The organism is Pseudomonas sp. NPDC089741, from assembly GCF_044748825.1.
GTDB lineage: Bacteria > Pseudomonadota > Gammaproteobacteria > Pseudomonadales > Pseudomonadaceae > Aquipseudomonas > Aquipseudomonas helmanticensis.
Window position 1 is genome coordinate 75,534 of sequence record NZ_JBIVGT010000019.1, and the last position, 16,656, is coordinate 92,189.

The 16,656-nt window shown below is 60.0% G+C and carries 13 protein-coding genes; 12 read left to right on the forward strand and 1 reads right to left on the reverse strand.

The features are described 5' to 3' along the window. Positions 1-81 precede the first annotated feature (81 nt). The 10 genes from bioF to ACIPZE_RS18590 all read left to right on the forward strand — a co-directional run bounded on the left by bioF (position 82) and on the right by ACIPZE_RS18590 (position 13,659). Positions 82-1,260, forward strand: a complete 1,179-nt coding sequence (gene bioF, locus ACIPZE_RS18545) for an 8-amino-7-oxononanoate synthase (RefSeq protein WP_400774457.1) — start codon at positions 82-84, stop codon at positions 1,258-1,260. Then, the gene (locus ACIPZE_RS18550) at positions 1,253-1,984 is read left to right on the forward strand and encodes an alpha/beta fold hydrolase (RefSeq protein WP_400774460.1); all 732 of its coding nucleotides are present in this window, start codon (positions 1,253-1,255) and stop codon (positions 1,982-1,984) included. The genes bioF and ACIPZE_RS18550 overlap by 8 nt, the downstream gene beginning before the upstream one ends. After that, positions 1,977-2,789, forward strand: coding sequence for a malonyl-ACP O-methyltransferase BioC (gene bioC, locus ACIPZE_RS18555; protein ID WP_400774461.1), 813 nt, complete (start codon positions 1,977-1,979; stop codon positions 2,787-2,789). The genes ACIPZE_RS18550 and bioC overlap by 8 nt, the downstream gene beginning before the upstream one ends. Beyond that, positions 2,786-3,466, forward strand: coding sequence for a dethiobiotin synthase (bioD, locus tag ACIPZE_RS18560; protein ID WP_038363263.1), 681 nt, complete (start codon positions 2,786-2,788; stop codon positions 3,464-3,466). Before bioC ends, bioD begins: the two co-directional genes overlap by 4 nt. Positions 3,467-3,574: 108 nt before the next feature. Next, complete coding sequence (locus ACIPZE_RS18565; RefSeq protein ID WP_400774462.1) at positions 3,575-3,871, forward strand: pyrroloquinoline quinone biosynthesis protein PqqE; 297 nt, start codon at positions 3,575-3,577, stop codon at positions 3,869-3,871. Between the two features lie 275 nt (positions 3,872-4,146). Beyond that, positions 4,147-5,952, forward strand: coding sequence for a phenylacyl-CoA dehydrogenase (locus ACIPZE_RS18570; protein WP_283438558.1), 1,806 nt, complete (start codon positions 4,147-4,149; stop codon positions 5,950-5,952). Between the two features lie 272 nt (positions 5,953-6,224). Continuing rightward, positions 6,225-8,327: a cytochrome-c peroxidase gene (locus ACIPZE_RS18575; RefSeq protein WP_400774465.1), complete on the forward strand. Its 2,103-nt coding sequence runs from the start codon at positions 6,225-6,227 to the stop codon at positions 8,325-8,327. Between the two features lie 198 nt (positions 8,328-8,525). Beyond that, entirely contained in the window at positions 8,526-9,815 is a 1,290-nt protein-coding gene (locus ACIPZE_RS18580) for a GGDEF domain-containing protein (RefSeq protein ID WP_129395786.1), read from the forward strand. Between the two features lie 90 nt (positions 9,816-9,905). After that, a complete protein-coding gene (locus tag ACIPZE_RS18585; RefSeq protein ID WP_400774467.1) occupies positions 9,906-11,702 on the forward strand; it encodes an acyl-CoA dehydrogenase C-terminal domain-containing protein in 1,797 nt (598 codons plus the stop codon). A 178-nt stretch (positions 11,703-11,880) separates the two neighbouring features. Beyond that, positions 11,881-13,659, forward strand: coding sequence for an acyl-CoA dehydrogenase C-terminal domain-containing protein (locus tag ACIPZE_RS18590; RefSeq protein ID WP_400774470.1), 1,779 nt, complete (start codon positions 11,881-11,883; stop codon positions 13,657-13,659). Positions 13,660-13,886: 227 nt separating this feature from the next. Here the strand turns inward: ACIPZE_RS18590 and ACIPZE_RS18595 are convergent, their stop codons facing one another. After that, positions 13,887-14,801 carry a LysR family transcriptional regulator gene (locus ACIPZE_RS18595; protein ID WP_283438562.1) on the reverse strand — a complete coding sequence of 305 codons (915 nt, stop codon included), beginning with the start codon at positions 14,799-14,801 and terminating at the stop codon, positions 13,887-13,889. A gap of 169 nt (positions 14,802-14,970) precedes the next feature. Between ACIPZE_RS18595 and ACIPZE_RS18600 the strand changes: the two genes are divergently transcribed. Both ACIPZE_RS18600 and ACIPZE_RS18605 read left to right on the forward strand, forming a co-directional pair. Continuing rightward, complete coding sequence (locus ACIPZE_RS18600; RefSeq protein ID WP_400774473.1) at positions 14,971-16,254, forward strand: aspartate aminotransferase family protein; 1,284 nt, start codon at positions 14,971-14,973, stop codon at positions 16,252-16,254. Positions 16,255-16,447: 193 nt separating this feature from the next. Then, positions 16,448-16,606: a YqaE/Pmp3 family membrane protein gene (locus ACIPZE_RS18605; protein ID WP_003228885.1), complete on the forward strand. Its 159-nt coding sequence runs from the start codon at positions 16,448-16,450 to the stop codon at positions 16,604-16,606. Positions 16,607-16,656: the final 50 nt, after the last annotated feature.

Sequence of the window (16,656 nt, forward strand, 5' to 3'; positions counted from 1 at the left end):
TGTTGTTTTTAAATAGACAAGATCAAAAGATCGCAGCCTGCGGCGGCTCCTACAGAGTTGTTTTTTACTGTCGAGGCCTGCATGTCTTTCGATCTCGCCGCACGCCTTGCTGCCCGTCGTGCTGAAAATCTGTATCGCCAGCGACCGCTGCTCGAGTCTCCGCAGGGGCCGTACGTGGTGGTCGATGGTCAGCCGTTGCTCGCCTTCTGCAACAACGATTACCTCGGTCTGGCCAATCATCCGCAAGTCATCGAAGCGTGGCGCGCCGGCGCCGAACGCTGGGGTGTCGGCGGCGGTGCGTCGCATTTGGTGATTGGTCACAGCGGCCCGCATCACGCGCTTGAAGAAGCACTGGCCGATCTCACCGGTCGACCACGCGCGCTGCTGTTCACCACCGGTTACATGGCCAATCTCGGCGCCGTCACGGCGCTGGTCGGGCAGGGCGATACGGTGCTGGAAGACCGTCTCAATCACGCCTCGCTGCTGGATGCCGGCCTGCTGTCCGGCGCGCGTTTCAATCGTTATCTGCACAACGACGCGGTGAGCCTGGCCAAGCGCCTGGAGAAAGCCTCCGGCAATACGCTGGTGGTCACCGATGGCGTGTTCAGCATGGACGGCGACCTCGCTGATCTGCCGGCGTTGGCCCGCGAGGCCAAGGCCAAAGGCGCGTGGCTGATGGTCGACGATGCTCACGGCTTCGGCCCGTTGGGTGCCAACGGTGGCGGGATCGTCGAGCATTTCGGTTTGAGTCAGGAGGATGTGCCGGTTCTGGTCGGCACCCTCGGCAAAGCGTTCGGCACGGCGGGTGCTTTTGTTGCCGGAAGCGAGGAACTGATCGAGAGTCTGATCCAGTTTGCCCGCCCGTACATCTACACCACCAGCCAACCGCCGGCACTGGCGTGTGCAACGCTGAAAAGTCTGGAATTACTGCGTACCGAGCATTGGCGGCGCGAGCATCTTGATCTGCTGATCCGTCAATTTCGCCAAGGGGCCGAGCAGATCGGACTGCAACTCATGGACAGCTTCACCCCGATTCAACCGATCATGATTGGCGATGCCGGGCGCGCCGTACGCCTGTCGCAAATGCTCCGCGAGCGCGGCTTGCTGGTCACGGCAATCCGCCCGCCTACCGTGCCCGCTGGCAGCGCACGACTGCGGGTGACCCTGACCGCTGCCCACAGCGAGGCGCAGGTGCAGCTATTGTTGGAAGGACTGGCCGATTGCTTTGCCCACCTGTCGCCGGAGCCAAGCCATGCGTGATCGCCTGATTCTGCTGCCTGGCTGGGGCCTCGGTGTTTCGCCGATGGAGCCTTTGGCCGCCGCATTGCAAGGCCTCGATGAGCATCTGAAGGTTGAAATCGAGCCGTTGCCGGAGATCGATTCCAGCGACTTGCAGGACTGGCTGGATGAACTCGATGAACGCATTCCTGAGGATGTCTGGCTCGGTGGCTGGTCGTTGGGCGGCATGCTCGCGTCGGAGTTGGCGGCGCGCCGTGGCGAACGTTGCTGCGGGTTGCTGACGCTGGCGAGCAATCCTGCGTTTGTCGCCCATGAACAGTGGCCGAACGCGATGCCCGCCGAGACTTTCGACGCGTTTCTCGCCGGTTGCCAGGCCGATCCGCGCATGATCCTCAAGCGTTTCTCGCTGCTGTGTGCCCAGGGCGCAGATGACGCGCGCGGCTTGTCGCGGCTGATGCTCGGCGGCGCACCGCACACCACGCCCGCGTCGTTGATGGCGGGACTGGAATTGCTCGCACAACTGGACACTCGCGAAGCGTTGCAAGCGTTTCGTGGGCCGCAGTTTCATCTGTTTGCCGGCCTCGACGGGCTGGTACCTGCGGAGGCGGCGGGGGCCTTGTTCAGCCTGTTGCCGGATATCGAAATTGGCCTGATCGAACAGGCCAGCCATGCGTTTCTTCTGGAGGACCCCCACGGAGTGGCCGGTGCGATCCAGGCTTTTTTACATGAGTGCGGTGATGACTGATTTGTCTCTTGTTGCGCTGCCTGGCGGCTTGCCTGACAAGCGTCAGGTCGCGGCTTCTTTTTCTCGCGCGGCGGCCAGTTATGACAGCGTCGCCGAGTTGCAACGTGATGTCGGTACACAGTTGATCCAGCGTTTGCCGCAGGAGTTCGTGCCTGCGCGTTGGCTGGATCTGGGTTGTGGCACGGGTTATTTCACTCGCGCGTTGGCTTCGCGGTTGGCCGGGAGCCACGGGCTGGCGCTGGACATCGCCGAGGGCATGCTCAATCACGCGCGTCCATTGGGTGGCGCTGAGTATTTCATTGCTGGCGATGCCGAGCGGCTGCCGTTGCAGAATTCGACCTGCGATCTGATCTTTTCCAGCCTCGCGGTGCAGTGGTGCGCGGATTTCGATGCGGTGCTCAGCGAAGCCTTTCGCGTACTGAAACCGGGCGGGATTTTCGCATTTGCTAGTCTTTGTGTAGGGACGTTGTTTGAGTTGCGCGATAGCTGGCGGCAGGTCGACGGGCTGGTGCACGTCAACCGCTTCCGCGAGTTCGCCCGTTATGAGCAGTTGTGTGCAGCCAGTGGCTTGCGCACGTTGAGTCTGGAGAATCAGGCGCATGTGCTGCATTACCCGGATGTGCGCAGTCTGACCCACGAATTGAAAGCCTTGGGTGCGCACAATCTGAATCCCGGGCGGCCGGGCGGGTTGACCGGGCGTGCACGAATCCTCGGGCTGGTCGAAGCTTACGAGCAGTTCCGTGAGGCGTCGGGATTGCCAGCGACTTATCAGGTGGTCTACGCCGTGTTGGAGAAACCCGTATGAGCGCAGCCTATTTCATTACCGGAACGGACACTGATGTCGGCAAGACCACCGTCGCCGCCGGATTGCTGCATGCGGCACGATCCGCCGGGCTGAGTACGGCGGCGGGCAAGCCGGTCGCTTCCGGGTGCGAAGTGACGCCGAAGGGGTTGCGAAATTCCGATGCGCTGGCGTTGCTGGCCGAATGTTCGTTGCCGCTGAGTTATCAACAGGTCAATCCGGTTGCCTTTGAGCCTGCAATCGCTCCGCATCTCGCGGCGCGCGAGGCGGGTGTGGCGTTGACGGTGCAATCGTTGCTGGCACCGATGCGCGAGATTCTGGCGATGAATGCCGATTTCACCTTGATTGAGGGCGCGGGTGGCTGGCGGGTGCCGCTGGCGGATCAGGATAATTTGTCCGACCTGGCAATTGCGTTGAAGCTGCCGGTGATTCTGGTCGTGGGGGTGAGGTTGGGGTGCATCAGCCATGCCTTGCTGACCGCTGAGGCGATCGCCCGCGATGGTCTGCAGTTGGCGGGGTGGGTGGCGAATATCATCGATCCGAAGACATCGCGGCTGGAGGAAAACCTCGCGACATTGGCCGAGCGGATTCCGGCGCCGTGTCTTGGGCGCGTACCGAAACTGAAAGCGCTGAGTGCCGAGGCGGTGGCGGATCATCTGCAACTGGATTTGCTCGACTAAGCTTTTCTCTATGGGCAGGCACTGTGCCATTAGTGTTTTTGACGGGTGTTTTTCTGGCGCCTCTGCTTCAATGGCGACTATTGATCCTTCCCAAGGATGAGAACCGTTATGGAAATCTCCGGTAACACAGCTTTTTATGCGGGTTTGAGCACCATTCAGACCGGGCAGAACCGCGTCGATCAAGCTGCCAGCCAGATCGCCAACAACACGATCGAGCGTTCGGTCACCAGCCAGTCTTCGGAAGCACAGATTGATCGTTTGCGTGGCGTGGATCGCAGCCAGCAAATGGACCTGGGCAGTGACATGGTGCAGATGGCCCAAGGCAAGTTCCAAGTAGAGCTGGGCACGAAAGTCGCCAAGGCATCCGACGAAGTGCTCGGTACGATCATCGATACTTTCGCCTGAGTTTTTCGCCGTCCGCCTGTTGAACGCCGCGCCTTGTCGCGGCGTTTTTCGTTGTAAGTCCTTCTCCCTCAACTAATCTTTTTTCAGCGCCCGTGGCTCGTTCGAGTCCATGGCGGTTCGCTGCGTCCGCCGTTTGAAAGAGGCGGGGACGAACGGCAAAACATCGATGCTTGACAAGATTTCGGCGTAAACGTATGTTTCAAACAACTGTTTGACCGTCACAACAAATCAACACGGTCGTTCATTCCCGGTTACATCAGCAGAGGTTTATCGCTATGCCTGACTACAAGGCCCCCTTGCGTGATATTCGCTTCGTTCGTGACGAGCTGCTCGGCTACGAAGCGCACTATCAGAGCCTTCCGGCTTGCGCAGACGCAACTCCGGACATGGTTGACGCCATTCTCGAAGAAGGCGCCAAGTTTTGTGAGCAGGTACTGGCACCGCTGAACCGCGTGGGCGACCTCGAAGGTTGCACCTGGAGCGAGTCCGGCGTGAAAACCCCGACGGGCTTCAAAGAGGCTTACAAGCAATTTGTCGAAGGCGGCTGGCCAAGCCTGGCGCACGACGTTGAGCACGGCGGCCAAGGCCTGCCGGAGTCGCTGGGTCTGGCCGTAAGCGAAATGGTTGGCGAAGCCAACTGGTCGTGGGGCATGTACCCAGGCCTGTCGCACGGCGCGATGAACACCATCTCCGAGCACGGCACGCCAGAGCAGCAAGAAGCCTATCTGACCAAACTGGTTTCCGGCGAATGGACCGGCACCATGTGCCTGACCGAACCGCACTGCGGCACCGACCTGGGCATGCTGCGCACCAAGGCCGAACCTCAGGCCGACGGTTCCTACAAAGTCTCCGGCACCAAGATCTTCATCTCGGCCGGTGAACACGACATGGCCGACAACATCGTCCACATCGTGCTGGCTCGCCTGCCGGACGCACCGGCTGGCACCAAAGGCATCTCGCTGTTCATCGTTCCCAAGTTCATGCCGAATGCTGACGGCAGCATCGGTGAGCGCAACGCAGTGACTTGCGGTTCGCTGGAACACAAGATGGGCATCCACGGCAACGCCACCTGCGTGATGAACTTCGACGGTGCTACCGGTTTCCTGATCGGCCCGGCGAACAAAGGCCTGAACTGCATGTTCACGTTTATGAACACCGCACGTCTGGGTACCGCGCTGCAAGGCCTGGCCCACGCCGAAATCGGTTTCCAGGGTGGCCTGAAATACGCTCGCGATCGTCTGCAAATGCGCTCGCTGACTGGCCCGAAAGCGCCGGAAAAAGCCGCTGACCCGATCATCGTGCATCCTGACGTACGTCGCATGCTGTTGACCATGAAGGCTTTCGCCGAAGGCAACCGCGCGATGGTGTACTTCACCGCCAAACAGGTCGACATCGTCAAATACGGCGTCGATGAAGAAGAGAAGAAGAAAGCCGACGCACTGCTGGCCTTCATGACCCCGATCGCCAAAGCGTTCATGACCGAAGTCGGTTTTGAATCCGCTAACCACGGCGTACAGATCTACGGCGGCCACGGCTTCATCGCCGAGTGGGGCATGGAGCAAAACGTTCGCGACAGCCGTATTTCGATGCTGTACGAAGGCACCACCGGTATCCAGGCACTCGACCTGCTCGGCCGTAAAGTGCTGATGACTCAAGGCGAGGCCCTGAAAGGCTTCACCAAGATCGTCCACAAGTTCTGCCAGACCCACGAAGGCAACGAAGCCGTTGCAGAATTCGTTGCACCGCTGGCTGCGATCAACAAGGAATGGGGCGAGCTGACCATGAAGGTCGGTATGGCCGCGATGAAAGATCGCGAAGAAGTCGGCGCGGCGTCCGTGGACTACCTGATGTACTCCGGTTATGCCTGCCTGGCTTACTTCTGGGCCGACATGGCGCGTCTGGCCGCTGAAAAGCTGGCAGAAGGCACCGGCGACGCAGCGTTCTACACCGCCAAACTGCAAACTGCGCGCTTCTACTTCCAGCGTATCCTGCCGCGTACCCGTACTCATGTGGTCACCATGCTGTCGGGCGCCAACAACCTGATGGACATGAAAGAAGAAGACTTCGCACTGGGCTACTAAGCCTTAACGCGGTCGCTTGAAAAAACCGCTGCGCCTTCGGGTGCAGCGGTTTTTTTTGCGTTGGATTTTTCCCCAACTCCGGGGGCGATTCCCCAGCAGAAACGGTGGCTGCCAGCGCGCGGCCCCGCGTTTATTGATGCAAAATGTTTCTACAAGAGCTGGCCAATTAATTGCACTGCGCAGATTAACCGGCGCTCACGAGAAATCCACCGCTGTTTCACGACGCCTCTCGCCCGGCAAAACTCATAACAACAACCCTCAGGGTGAAGCACATGAACATCTGCCGACTTGTCTGGTTAGCCCTTGCATTTGCGGTCTCTGGCGCGATGGCCGCGACGCCCGCCGAAGTAGATCCGCCCGTGCCGGAAGTGCCGAGCCTGCAATCGCTGCGTGGCATGGTGCCGCCCGATCCCTCCGGGACAGAAGGCGGACGCAAAGTCGACTTGATGACCGACTACGTGCTCAACCGCTCCGCCGCGATCCTGCTGGGCAAAGCGCTGTTCTGGGACATGGAAGTCGGCAGCGATGGCGCTACCGCTTGCGCGTCCTGCCACTACCACGCTGGCGTCGATCACCGCAGCACCAACCAGCTCAACCCCGGCCAGGCGCACACCAACGCCAACGTCGCCTCGATCTTCAACAAACCTTTCCTAGCGTCGGACATTCCCGGGGACGTGGCGTCCTACGCGACACTGTCTGGCGGCAAGGGCGGGCCGAACTACACACTGAAGAAAACCGACTTCCCGACTCACGTGCTGAGCAATCCACTGGAGCGTAATTCGCCAATCGTTTACTCAAGCGATGATGTCGTCGGCTCGCAAGGCGTGTTCGACGCCAACTTCGTCAAACCCAACCAGCCGCGTTTCGACAAATGCACCCAGCAACCGGACGGCATTTTCCAGGTCGGTGGCATCAACGTACGGCGCAGCACCGGACGTAATGCGCCGTCGGTAATCAACGCCGCGTTCAATGTGCGTAACTTCTGGGATGGCCGCGCGAATAACGTGTTCAACGGATTCTCGCCGTTCGGCAATCGTGATCCCGATGCAGGGATTTACGTGACCGCCGAGCGCAGCACCGTGGCGACCAGAGTCAGGCTGGCGCTCAACGATGCCTCCGCCGCGTCGCAAGCGGTGGGTCCGCCCGGCAGCGCGGTGGAAATGTCCTGCGGCGGCCGCACCTTTGCCGACATCGGCCGGCGCATGCTCGATCAGTTGATGCTCAAGCAGCAGCGGATTTCCTCCAACGACTCTGTACTCGCCTCGGTATCCGGCGCGCGGCGTCCGACCTATCGTGAACTGATCAAGAACGCCTTCCAGCCACGCCTGTGGAACGCTACGCAAAACGTGCTGGTTGGCGGCGCACCGTACACGCAGATTGAGGCCAACTTCCCGCTCTTCTTCGGGCTGGCAATTCAAATGTACGAGTCCACGCTAATATCAGACCAAGCGCCGATCGATGCTTACCTGCAGGGCGATTCGACCGCCATGAACGCGCAGCAAGTGCTGGGCATGAACCTGTTTCTCGGCAAAGGCAAATGCGTCAGTTGCCATGGCGGCGCGGAGCTGACCAACGCTGCCAGCCGCCTGTTGATGCATCCGCGTGAGCGCATCGAACGTATGGTCATGGCCGACAACCTCACCACTCTTTACGACAACGGCTTCTACAACACCGGCGTGCGTCCGACGTCCGAAGACCTGGCCCTTGGCGGCACCGATGCCTGGGGTAATCCGTGGTCGTTCAGCCGGCAATACAACAAGTTGCTGCAGGGTGGCAGCATTCCCGATCCGCTGGACGTCGATGTCTGCACCTTCGAGGCACCGCTGAGCGCAGCGATTCCGTGCGATGCGACGCTCAAACCCAACGTCAACTTCCGCGATTCGGTCGACGGTGCCTTCAAGACTCCAACCCTGCGCAACATCGCCCTGACCGGGCCGTACTTCCACAACGGCAGCCGCGCGACGCTCAAGCAAGTGATGGAGTTCTACAACCGTGGCGGCGACCGCCGTGGTGAGGATGCCAACAACACCAGCGGTTTCGAACACCCGTCGGCCAATCAGCACAACACCTCGAACCTCGATCCGGACATGACCAACCTCAACCTGACCCCGGATGAGATCGATGCGCTGGTGAAATTCATGGAAGTCGGCCTGACCGACCCACGCGTGGCCTGGGAGCGGGCGCCGTTCGATCATCCATCGCTGGTTATCCCGCAGGGCCATATCGGCGATGAAAACGCCGTGACCCAGCGCCCGGCCAGTCCGAAGGTCACGACTCGTCAGGCAGCGGATGCATCGCTCAATCTCAAGCCTTACGGTGCCGAAGGACGGAGCCCGGCGGAGGGGCCGCTGCTGCCGTTTTACAACGATCTTTGAGGGGAATTTCCCAGCCTGGCCACCATTGATGGTGGCCAGCGGCTGGTCGAAGGCAAAAAACTTGGCAAATCGCTCAGATAGTCAGGTTTTCTGCCGTTAAAGAGACTGCGTGTGATCTGGATCACATTGTGTGTGCTTAACTGCATGCATTGCAGGCACAATGCCACCTCTTTGCCATGACGGGTCGGAGCTTTACCCTTGCCGCGTTCTTCCGCTGTACGTTTCAGCCATTTCCTACCTTCACTGCTGTTGTTACTCGCGGGGTTGGCGGCTGCGTACGTCAAAGACCTCAACGTGTTCTTCACTTCTCTGTTCAACGTGTTGCCGACTCTGGTTCTGCTGCTGGGTGGCGCTTACTGCGCGGTTTACCGACGCCAGCGTGAACTGTTTCTGATGCTCACGGTGTACATCGCCTATTTTCTGCTCGACACCCAGACCGACTATTACCGTGACAACGGCAAGGTGCGCGAAGACGCCGCGGTGGTGTTTCATCTGGTCTGCCTGCTGCTGCCGTTGTTGTTCGGCCTCTTCGCCGCGTGGCAGGAGCGCACGCACCTGTTTCAGGACATGGTTGCGCGGTTTGCCGTGTTGCTGGCATTCGGCAGTGTCGCGCTGGGACTTGAGCAAAGTTATCCCCAGGCGCTGCTGATCTGGCTGTCAGAGATACGCTGGCCGGCGCTGCACGGCGCATGGATGAGCCTGATCCAGCTGTCCTATCCGGTGTTTATCTCGGCATTCCTGCTCTTGGCCTGGCAATACTGGCGCAACCCGCGCCCCTTGCACGCGGCGCAACTGGTCGGCTTGCTCGGTGTGTTCTGGATGCTGCCGAAAACCTTCATCCTGCCGTTCACCCTGAACATCATGTGCAGCCAGGTAATGTTGATGATCGCGGCGGCCGTGGCGCACGAGGCTTATCAAATGGCCTTCCGCGACGAACTCACCGGCCTGCCGGGACGCCGCGCACTCAACGAACGCATGCAGCGCCTCGGGCGCAACTATGTGCTGGCGATGAGCGACGTCGACCACTTCAAGAAATTCAACGACACCCACGGCCACGATGTCGGTGACCAAGTGTTGCGCCTGGTCGCCAGCAAACTGTCGAAAATCAGCGGTGGCGGTAGGGCATATCGCTATGGCGGCGAGGAATTTGCCCTGGTATTCGCAGGCAAAACCCTTGAGGAATGCATGCCGCATCTGGAAGTGATCCGCGAGTCGATCGCCTCTTACAACATCCAGCTGCGCAATCAGGAAAACCGCCCGCAGGATGACCAGCAAGGTCGTCAGCGTCGTGCTGGTTCCGGCGCATCAAGTGTGTCGGTGACGGTGAGCATCGGCGTCGCCGAACGTCTGGAACAACGAACGCCAGAGCAAGTTCTCAAATCTGCCGACGAGGCGCTCTACAGTGCCAAGGGCGCAGGGCGTAACTGCGTGGTTGCGTTCGGTCAGAACCGCCGTGGCGCCGTACGCATGGACGCTGCTGCGGGTTGAGTGATGACGGCGCATTCAGCGTCTGCACAGTGATTGTGAGGCGTGGTGGCCGGCAGTAGGTTGAGGAAATCTGCTGACGGAGAAGCCACCATGCCCGAGTACAAAGCCCCCCTGCGCGACATGCGTTTTCTGATTGACCACGTCTTCGACTTCCACACCAACTACGCCGCGCTCGGCGCCGACGATGCCAGCCCGGACATGATCAACGCGATCCTCGAAGAAGGCGCGAAGTTCTGTGAGAACGTGCTGGCACCGCTCAATCGCAGCGGTGACGAAGAAGGCTGCCATTTCGACAACGGCGTGGTGACAACGCCTACAGGCTTCAAGCAAGCGTTCGCACAATATGTCGAAGGTGGCTGGCACGGTCTGGCGGCAGATCCGGTGCATGGCGGCCAAGGCTTGCCGAGTTCGCTGGGGCTGGTGATCAGCGAAATGGTCGGTTCCAGCAACACGTCCTGGGGCATGTACCCGGGCCTGACCCACGGCGCGATGTCGGCGATCCACGCGCATGGCACCGCTGAACAGAAAGAAACCTATCTGAGCAGACTCACCGCCGGCCAGTGGACCGGCACCATGTGCCTGACTGAAGCCCATTGCGGCACCGACCTGGGCATCATCAAGACCCGCGCCGTGCCCCAGGCCGACGGCAGTTACGCGGTCACCGGCAGCAAGATTTTCATCTCCGCCGGCGAGCATGACATGAGCGACAACATCATCCATCTGGTGCTGGCGAAACTGCCGGACGCGCCGGCCGGCACCAAAGGCATTTCGCTGTTTATCGTGCCGAAGTTCTTGCCGGACACGGCGGGCGAAGCGGGCGAGCGCAACGGCGTGTCCTGCGGTTCAATCGAGCACAAGATGGGCATCAAGGCCTCGGCCACCTGCGTGCTCAACTTCGACGGTGCCACGGGTTACCTGATCGGCGAGCCGAACAAGGGCCTCAATTGCATGTTCACCATGATGAACCACGCACGGCTCGGTACCGGCATGCAGGGTTTGTGTCTGGGCGAGGCAAGTTTTCAGGGCGCGATCAAATACGCCAACGATCGTTTGCAGATGCGCTCGCTGACGGGCGCCAAAGCCCCGGACAAAGCCGCCGACCCGATCATCGTCCACCCGGATGTGCGGCGCATGCTGCTGACCATGAAAGCCTTCAACGAAGGCAATCGCGCACTGACCTACTTCACTGCGCAACTGCTCGATGTCGCACACCTGAGCAACGATGCCGAGGCGCGTCTGGAGGCTGAAGACCTGTTGGCGTTCCTCACGCCGATCTGCAAAGCGTTCATGACAGATACCGGGCTGGAAGTGACCAACCATGGCATGCAGGTGTTTGGCGGCCACGGTTTTATTCGCGAATGGGGCATGGAGCAATTGGTGCGCGATTGCCGGATTGCGCCGATCTACGAGGGCACCAACGGCATTCAGGCGCTGGACCTGCTCGGGCGCAAAGTGTTGGGTAGTCAGGGCAAGTTGCTGCGCGGGTTTACCAAGATCGTCCACAAGTTCTGTGCGGCCAACGCTGAGCATCCGCAGCTGGGCAGTTTCGTTGCGCAGCTCAATGTGCTGAATCAACAGTGGGGTGAGCTGACCATGAAGGTCGGCATGGCGGCGATGAAGAATCCGGATGAAGTGGGCGCGGCGTCGGTGGATTACCTGATGTACAGCGGTTACATCATTCTCGGTTATCTGTGGTTGCGCATGGCGTTGGTAGCGCAGGCGCAACTGGAGGCGGGCGAAGGGGAGGCGGACTATCTGCGGGGGAAATTGGCGACGTGCGAGTTTTACTTCAAGCGACTGTTGCCGCGTACGGCGGCGCATCGGGCGGCTGTAGAGGCGGGGAGTGATTGTTTGATGAAGTTGCCGGCGGAGGTGTTTGCGCTTTAAGGAAGATCAAAAGATCGTCCGATCGCGGCCCGAGCCTTCGGACGATCTTTTTTCGGTGACTAAAAATAACAAATCAGTCACTGGTTGACCCTATGTGTCGCAAAAGTTGTTGAGGTACACTCCGGCTCAACGAAAACACCCTTCACGAATAACCTGTTTAGATCTTGCGAGGTTTGCCATGGCTGACTACAAAGCGCCGCTGCGCGATATGCGCTTCGTCCTCAATGAAGTGTTCGAGGTCGCCAAACTCTGGGCCGAACTGCCGGCTCTGGCCGACACCGTCGACGCCGAAACCGTTGAAGCGATTCTCGAAGAGGCCGGCAAGGTCACCAGCAAAAGCATCGCGCCCTTGAGCCGTGCCGCTGACGAAGAAGGTTGTCATTGGGCTGACGGCGCCGTCACCACTCCGGCCGGTTTCCCACAGGCCTATCAGACTTACGCCGAAGGCGGTTGGGTCGGCGTCGGCGGTGATCCCGAATATGGCGGCATGGGCATGCCCAAAGCCGTATCGGCGCAGGTTGAAGAAATGGTCAACTCCGCCAGCCTGTCCTTCGGTCTGTATCCGATGCTGACTGCCGGCGCCTGCCTGTCGATCAACGCCCACGCCAGCGAAGAGCTGAAAGCCGCGTACCTGCCGAACATGTACGCCGGCATCTGGGCCGGTTCGATGTGCCTGACCGAGCCGCACGCCGGCACCGATCTGGGGATCATCCGTACCAAGGCCGAACCTCAGGCCGACGGTTCCTACAAAGTCAGCGGCACCAAGATCTTCATCACCGGTGGCGAACACGACCTCACCGAGAACATCATTCACCTGGTGCTGGCGAAACTGCCGGACGCCCCGGCGGGCCCGAAAGGCATTTCACTGTTCCTGGTGCCGAAGTTCATGGTCAATGCCGACGGCAGCCTGGGCGCGCGCAACCCGGCGAACTGCGGTTCGATCGAACACAAGATGGGTATCCAGGCTTCCGCGACCTGCGTGATGAACTTCGACGAAGCCGTGGGTTATCTGGTCGGCGAGCCGAACAAAGGCCTCAACGCGATGTTCACCATGATGAACTACGAGCGTCTGGGCGTCGGCATCCAAGGCCTGGCGACCGGCGAGCGTTCGTACCAGAACGCCGTTGAATATGCCCGCGACCGTCTGCAAAGCCGTTCGCCGACCGGCGCGCAGAACAAAGACAAAGTCGCTGACCCGATCATCGTCCACCCGGACGTGCGTCGCATGCTGCTGACAATGAAAGCCTCGAACGAAGGTGGCCGTGCGTTCTCCACCTACGTGGCGATGCAACTCGACACCGCCAAGTTCAGCGAAGACGCCACCACCCGCAAGCGTGCGGAAGATCTGGTGGCTCTGCTGACGCCGGTTGCCAAGGCGTTCCTCACCGATCTGGGTCTGGAAACCACCGTGCACGGCCAGCAGATTTTCGGCGGCCACGGCTACATCCGTGAATGGGGCCAGGAGCAACTGGTGCGCGACGTGCGCATCACCCAGATCTACGAAGGCACCAACGGCATTCAGGCGCTGGACCTGGTCGGTCGCAAGATTGTCGGTAGTGGCGGCGCGTTCTACAAGCTGTTCGCTGACGAGATCCGCCACTTCACCGCGACCGCCGGCGCCGATCTGGGCGAATTCACCAAACCGCTGAACGATGCCGTCGGCACCCTCGACGAGCTGACCTCATGGCTGCTGGATCGGGCGAAAAACAACCCGAACGAAATCGGCGCGGCTTCGGTCGAATATCTGCAAGTGTTCGGCTACGTTTCCTACGCGTACATGTGGGCACTGATGGCCAAGGCTTCGCTGGGCAAAGAAGCGCAGGACGATTTCTATGCGAGCAAGCTCGGCACTGCACGGTTCTACTTCGCCCGTCTGCTGCCGCGCATTCACTCGTTGAGCGCGTCGGTGAAGGCTGGTAGCGAGTCGTTGTTCCTGCTGGATGCAGCGCAATTCTGATGAGATAGCGTCATGTAAGCATTTGCTTACATGACGTGCTGCTGTTCTCCCATATGCGTGGATTGGATCCACGGCTAATCTACATTTCATGGACGTCGCGCAGGAAGCGCAAAGCAACAACACGGACACGTAGGATTCTGCCAGGGTGGCGGAGTGAAATGGATGTCAGGGAAACAGTCTGCAAAGCCCCGCTTCGGCGGGGTTTTCTTTTGCCTGCAGAAAAGTGCTCAGACCAAAGGGTCGAGCGGCGGCCTTATCTCGCGCTCCATCACCTCTTCCAGCAATGTCTGCAATAGCGCCAAAGGTGCCTGCTGACGTTGCACATCGCGACAGACCAAGCCCACTTTCAGCGGCACTCGGGGTTCGCTCAGCGGTTTCCACAGCAGATCCTGATCGTCGTATTCCTTTTGCGAACGCCCGGGCAGCACCGTCGCCAGTTTGGTGTGCGGCAGACTGTCGAGAATCCCCACCATATTGTTCAGCTCGGCTTGCACCTGCGGGCGGCGCCCCAAAGCTGTCAGTTGCGCCTGCCAGATCTGGCGGATCTGAAACTCTTCGCCCAACAGCAGCATCGGCAACTCGGCGGCCTGGCGCATCGAGACCTTCTTGAATTCGCGCAACGGATGATCTGCCGGAATCACCAGCGTCAGTTCATCTTCGTACAACATCACACCGTGCAGGCCCGGTTGGCGCGGCGGTAGATAACTGATGCCAATATCCAGCGACCCGTTGAGCAGGCGGCGCTCGATCTCAAGTCCAGTCAATTCATAAATCTGCACCACCAGATGCGGCTGCGCCTTGCGCACCCGTTCGAGCATTTGCGGCACCAGACTGGTATGCACCGTTTGCAGCACGCCGATCGCCAGCGTACGCAAGGCCTGCCCCTTGAAATTGCCCAGCGCCTCGCGCGCTCGTTGCAAACCGTCGAGCAGTGGCAACGCGTGGTTATACAACGTGTGCGCGGCGAGGGTTGGCAGCAGGCGTTTGCTACTGCGTTCGAACAGAGTGACGTCGAGGTTCTGTTCAAGTTGGCGGATCTGCTGCGACAACGCCGGTTGCGAGATCGACAGACGTTCCGCAGCGCGACCGACATGCCCTTCTTCGTAGACCGCGACGAAATAACGCAGTTGTTTGAAATCCATAAGTAATGCTTATCGAAAATGCTGGGAAATCGAAATGGCCCGAAGCCGTCAGTGCGCCTAGTCTAACCGCATTCACAAGGCTTACAGGGCCAGAAAGCGCGATGAATAGCGTTCGCTTCGACAGTGTTTACATAGGCAGTTCAAAAAACCTCGAACGAGGTTTTTTGCAATGAATCTGTTCAGTTTGCGGCGCCAGACGCCGAGTCTTGATGACCTCGCCTTCGAGGCCAATCCCGCTGAAAACAGCGAAAATCTCAGCGCCGAACGGTTGATGCCCAGCGTCGAACGGCCACAGCAGGTGTTCGTCCGCGGGCAAGGCTCATGGCTGTGGGACAGCAACGATCGTGCGTATCTCGACTTTTCTCAGGCCGGTGGCGCCAACAGCCTTGGCCACAGCCCTTCGGCGCTGGTGAAAGCCATCAGCAGTCAAGCGCAGGCGCTGATCAATCCCGGTTTCAATCTGCACAATCGCGGCATGCTCAGCCTCGCCGAACGCCTGTGCACCGCTACCTCCAGCGATCAGGCATACCTGCTCAACAGCGGCAGCGAAGCCTGTGAAGCAGCGATCAAACTCGCACGTAAGTGGGGCCAACTGCATCGCGGCGGCGCCTCGCGGATCATCGTCGCGAAGCAGGGTTGTCATGGCCGCAGCCTGGCGACAATTTCCGCCTCGGACAGCTGCAACCTGCACAACCGTTTCGCGCCGTTGCTGCCGGGTTTTGATCTGGTGCCATTCAACGACTTACCGGCGCTGCACGCCGCAGTCGACGCGCAAACCGTGGCGATCATGCTTGAGCCGATCCAAAGTGATGCTGGGGTTGTTCCGGCCACCGAGCATTACCTCAAAGGTGTCGAACGACTCTGTCGTGAACTGGGCATTCTGCTGATCCTCGACGAAGTGCAAACCGGCATCGGCCGTTGCGGCACTTTGCTCGCCGAACAATCCTACGGCGTGCGCGCCGATATCGTCGTGCTCGGTAAAGGGCTTGGTGGCGGTGTGCCGTTGGCGGCGCTGCTGGCGCGGGGCAAGGCTTGCTGTTTCGAGCCTGGCGAGCTCGGCGGCACCCACCATGGCAATGCGCTGATGACAGCCGCCGGGCTGGTGGTGCTCGACAGTGTGCATGACCGCAGTTTCCTCCAGCAGGTCAACGAGAGCGGCCAGCACCTGCGCGAAGGTCTGGCCCGATTGGCACACCGCTACGATCATGGCGAACTGCGCGGCCAAGGCCTGTTCTACGGACTGACCCTGTCAGACGATTGCGCCGACGCCGTAGTCCACGCCGCCTTGCACGAAGGCCTGCTGCTCAACGCCCCGCAAGCCAACTGCCTGCGGTTCACCCCGGCCCTCACCGTGAGCAAAACCAACATCGACGAAATGCTCCTGCGCCTGGGCCGCGCCTTCTCGCGAGTGCGCACCGCCCAACTGCAGTGCCGCAAAGGGATTGCCGTCTGAACTGGAGTTTCCTACCCGAATTAAAGAACCGTCTCGCGGTATAACGCACGCCCCACGCCTGATTGTTTTGGCGTGGGGCGTTTTTTTGTCGGTGATGGCGATCAAATGGCAGTTGCACTGAACCCTGACGAACGGCGCGGGTCGATTAGCTTGTATGGCTCAAGTGAGCCAACCCCCATTCAGGAGCTGCCCCATGGATTTCATTCGGATCATCATCGCTATTCTGTTGCCGCCACTGGGTGTGTTTCTGCAGGTCGGGTTTGGCGGGGCGTTCTGGTTGAACATTCTGCTGACGTTGTGCGGGTATATTCCGGGGATCGTGCATGCGGTGTACATCATCGCCAAACGCTGAGTCAGCGGCATAAGCCTGTAGGAACTGCGGCACGCTGCGATCTTTTGATT

Excerpts from the sequence above, each read along its gene's own strand:
- bioF (WP_400774457.1), top strand. The coding sequence starts at position 82 with ATGTCTTTCGATCTCGCCGCACGCCTTGCTGCCCGTCGTGCTGAAAAT.
- ACIPZE_RS18550 (WP_400774460.1), top strand. The coding sequence starts at position 1,253 with ATGCGTGATCGCCTGATTCTGCTGCCTGGCTGGGGCCTCGGTGTTTCG.
- bioC (WP_400774461.1), top strand. The coding sequence starts at position 1,977 with ATGACTGATTTGTCTCTTGTTGCGCTGCCTGGCGGCTTGCCTGACAAG.
- bioD (WP_038363263.1), top strand. The coding sequence starts at position 2,786 with ATGAGCGCAGCCTATTTCATTACCGGAACGGACACTGATGTCGGCAAG.
- ACIPZE_RS18565 (WP_400774462.1), top strand. The coding sequence starts at position 3,575 with ATGGAAATCTCCGGTAACACAGCTTTTTATGCGGGTTTGAGCACCATT.
- ACIPZE_RS18570 (WP_283438558.1), top strand. The coding sequence starts at position 4,147 with ATGCCTGACTACAAGGCCCCCTTGCGTGATATTCGCTTCGTTCGTGAC.
- ACIPZE_RS18575 (WP_400774465.1), top strand. The coding sequence starts at position 6,225 with ATGAACATCTGCCGACTTGTCTGGTTAGCCCTTGCATTTGCGGTCTCT.
- ACIPZE_RS18585 (WP_400774467.1), top strand. The coding sequence starts at position 9,906 with ATGCCCGAGTACAAAGCCCCCCTGCGCGACATGCGTTTTCTGATTGAC.
- ACIPZE_RS18590 (WP_400774470.1), top strand. The coding sequence starts at position 11,881 with ATGGCTGACTACAAAGCGCCGCTGCGCGATATGCGCTTCGTCCTCAAT.
- ACIPZE_RS18595 (WP_283438562.1), bottom strand. The coding sequence starts at position 14,801 with ATGGATTTCAAACAACTGCGTTATTTCGTCGCGGTCTACGAAGAAGGG.
- ACIPZE_RS18600 (WP_400774473.1), top strand. The coding sequence starts at position 14,971 with ATGAATCTGTTCAGTTTGCGGCGCCAGACGCCGAGTCTTGATGACCTC.
- ACIPZE_RS18605 (WP_003228885.1), top strand. The coding sequence starts at position 16,448 with ATGGATTTCATTCGGATCATCATCGCTATTCTGTTGCCGCCACTGGGT.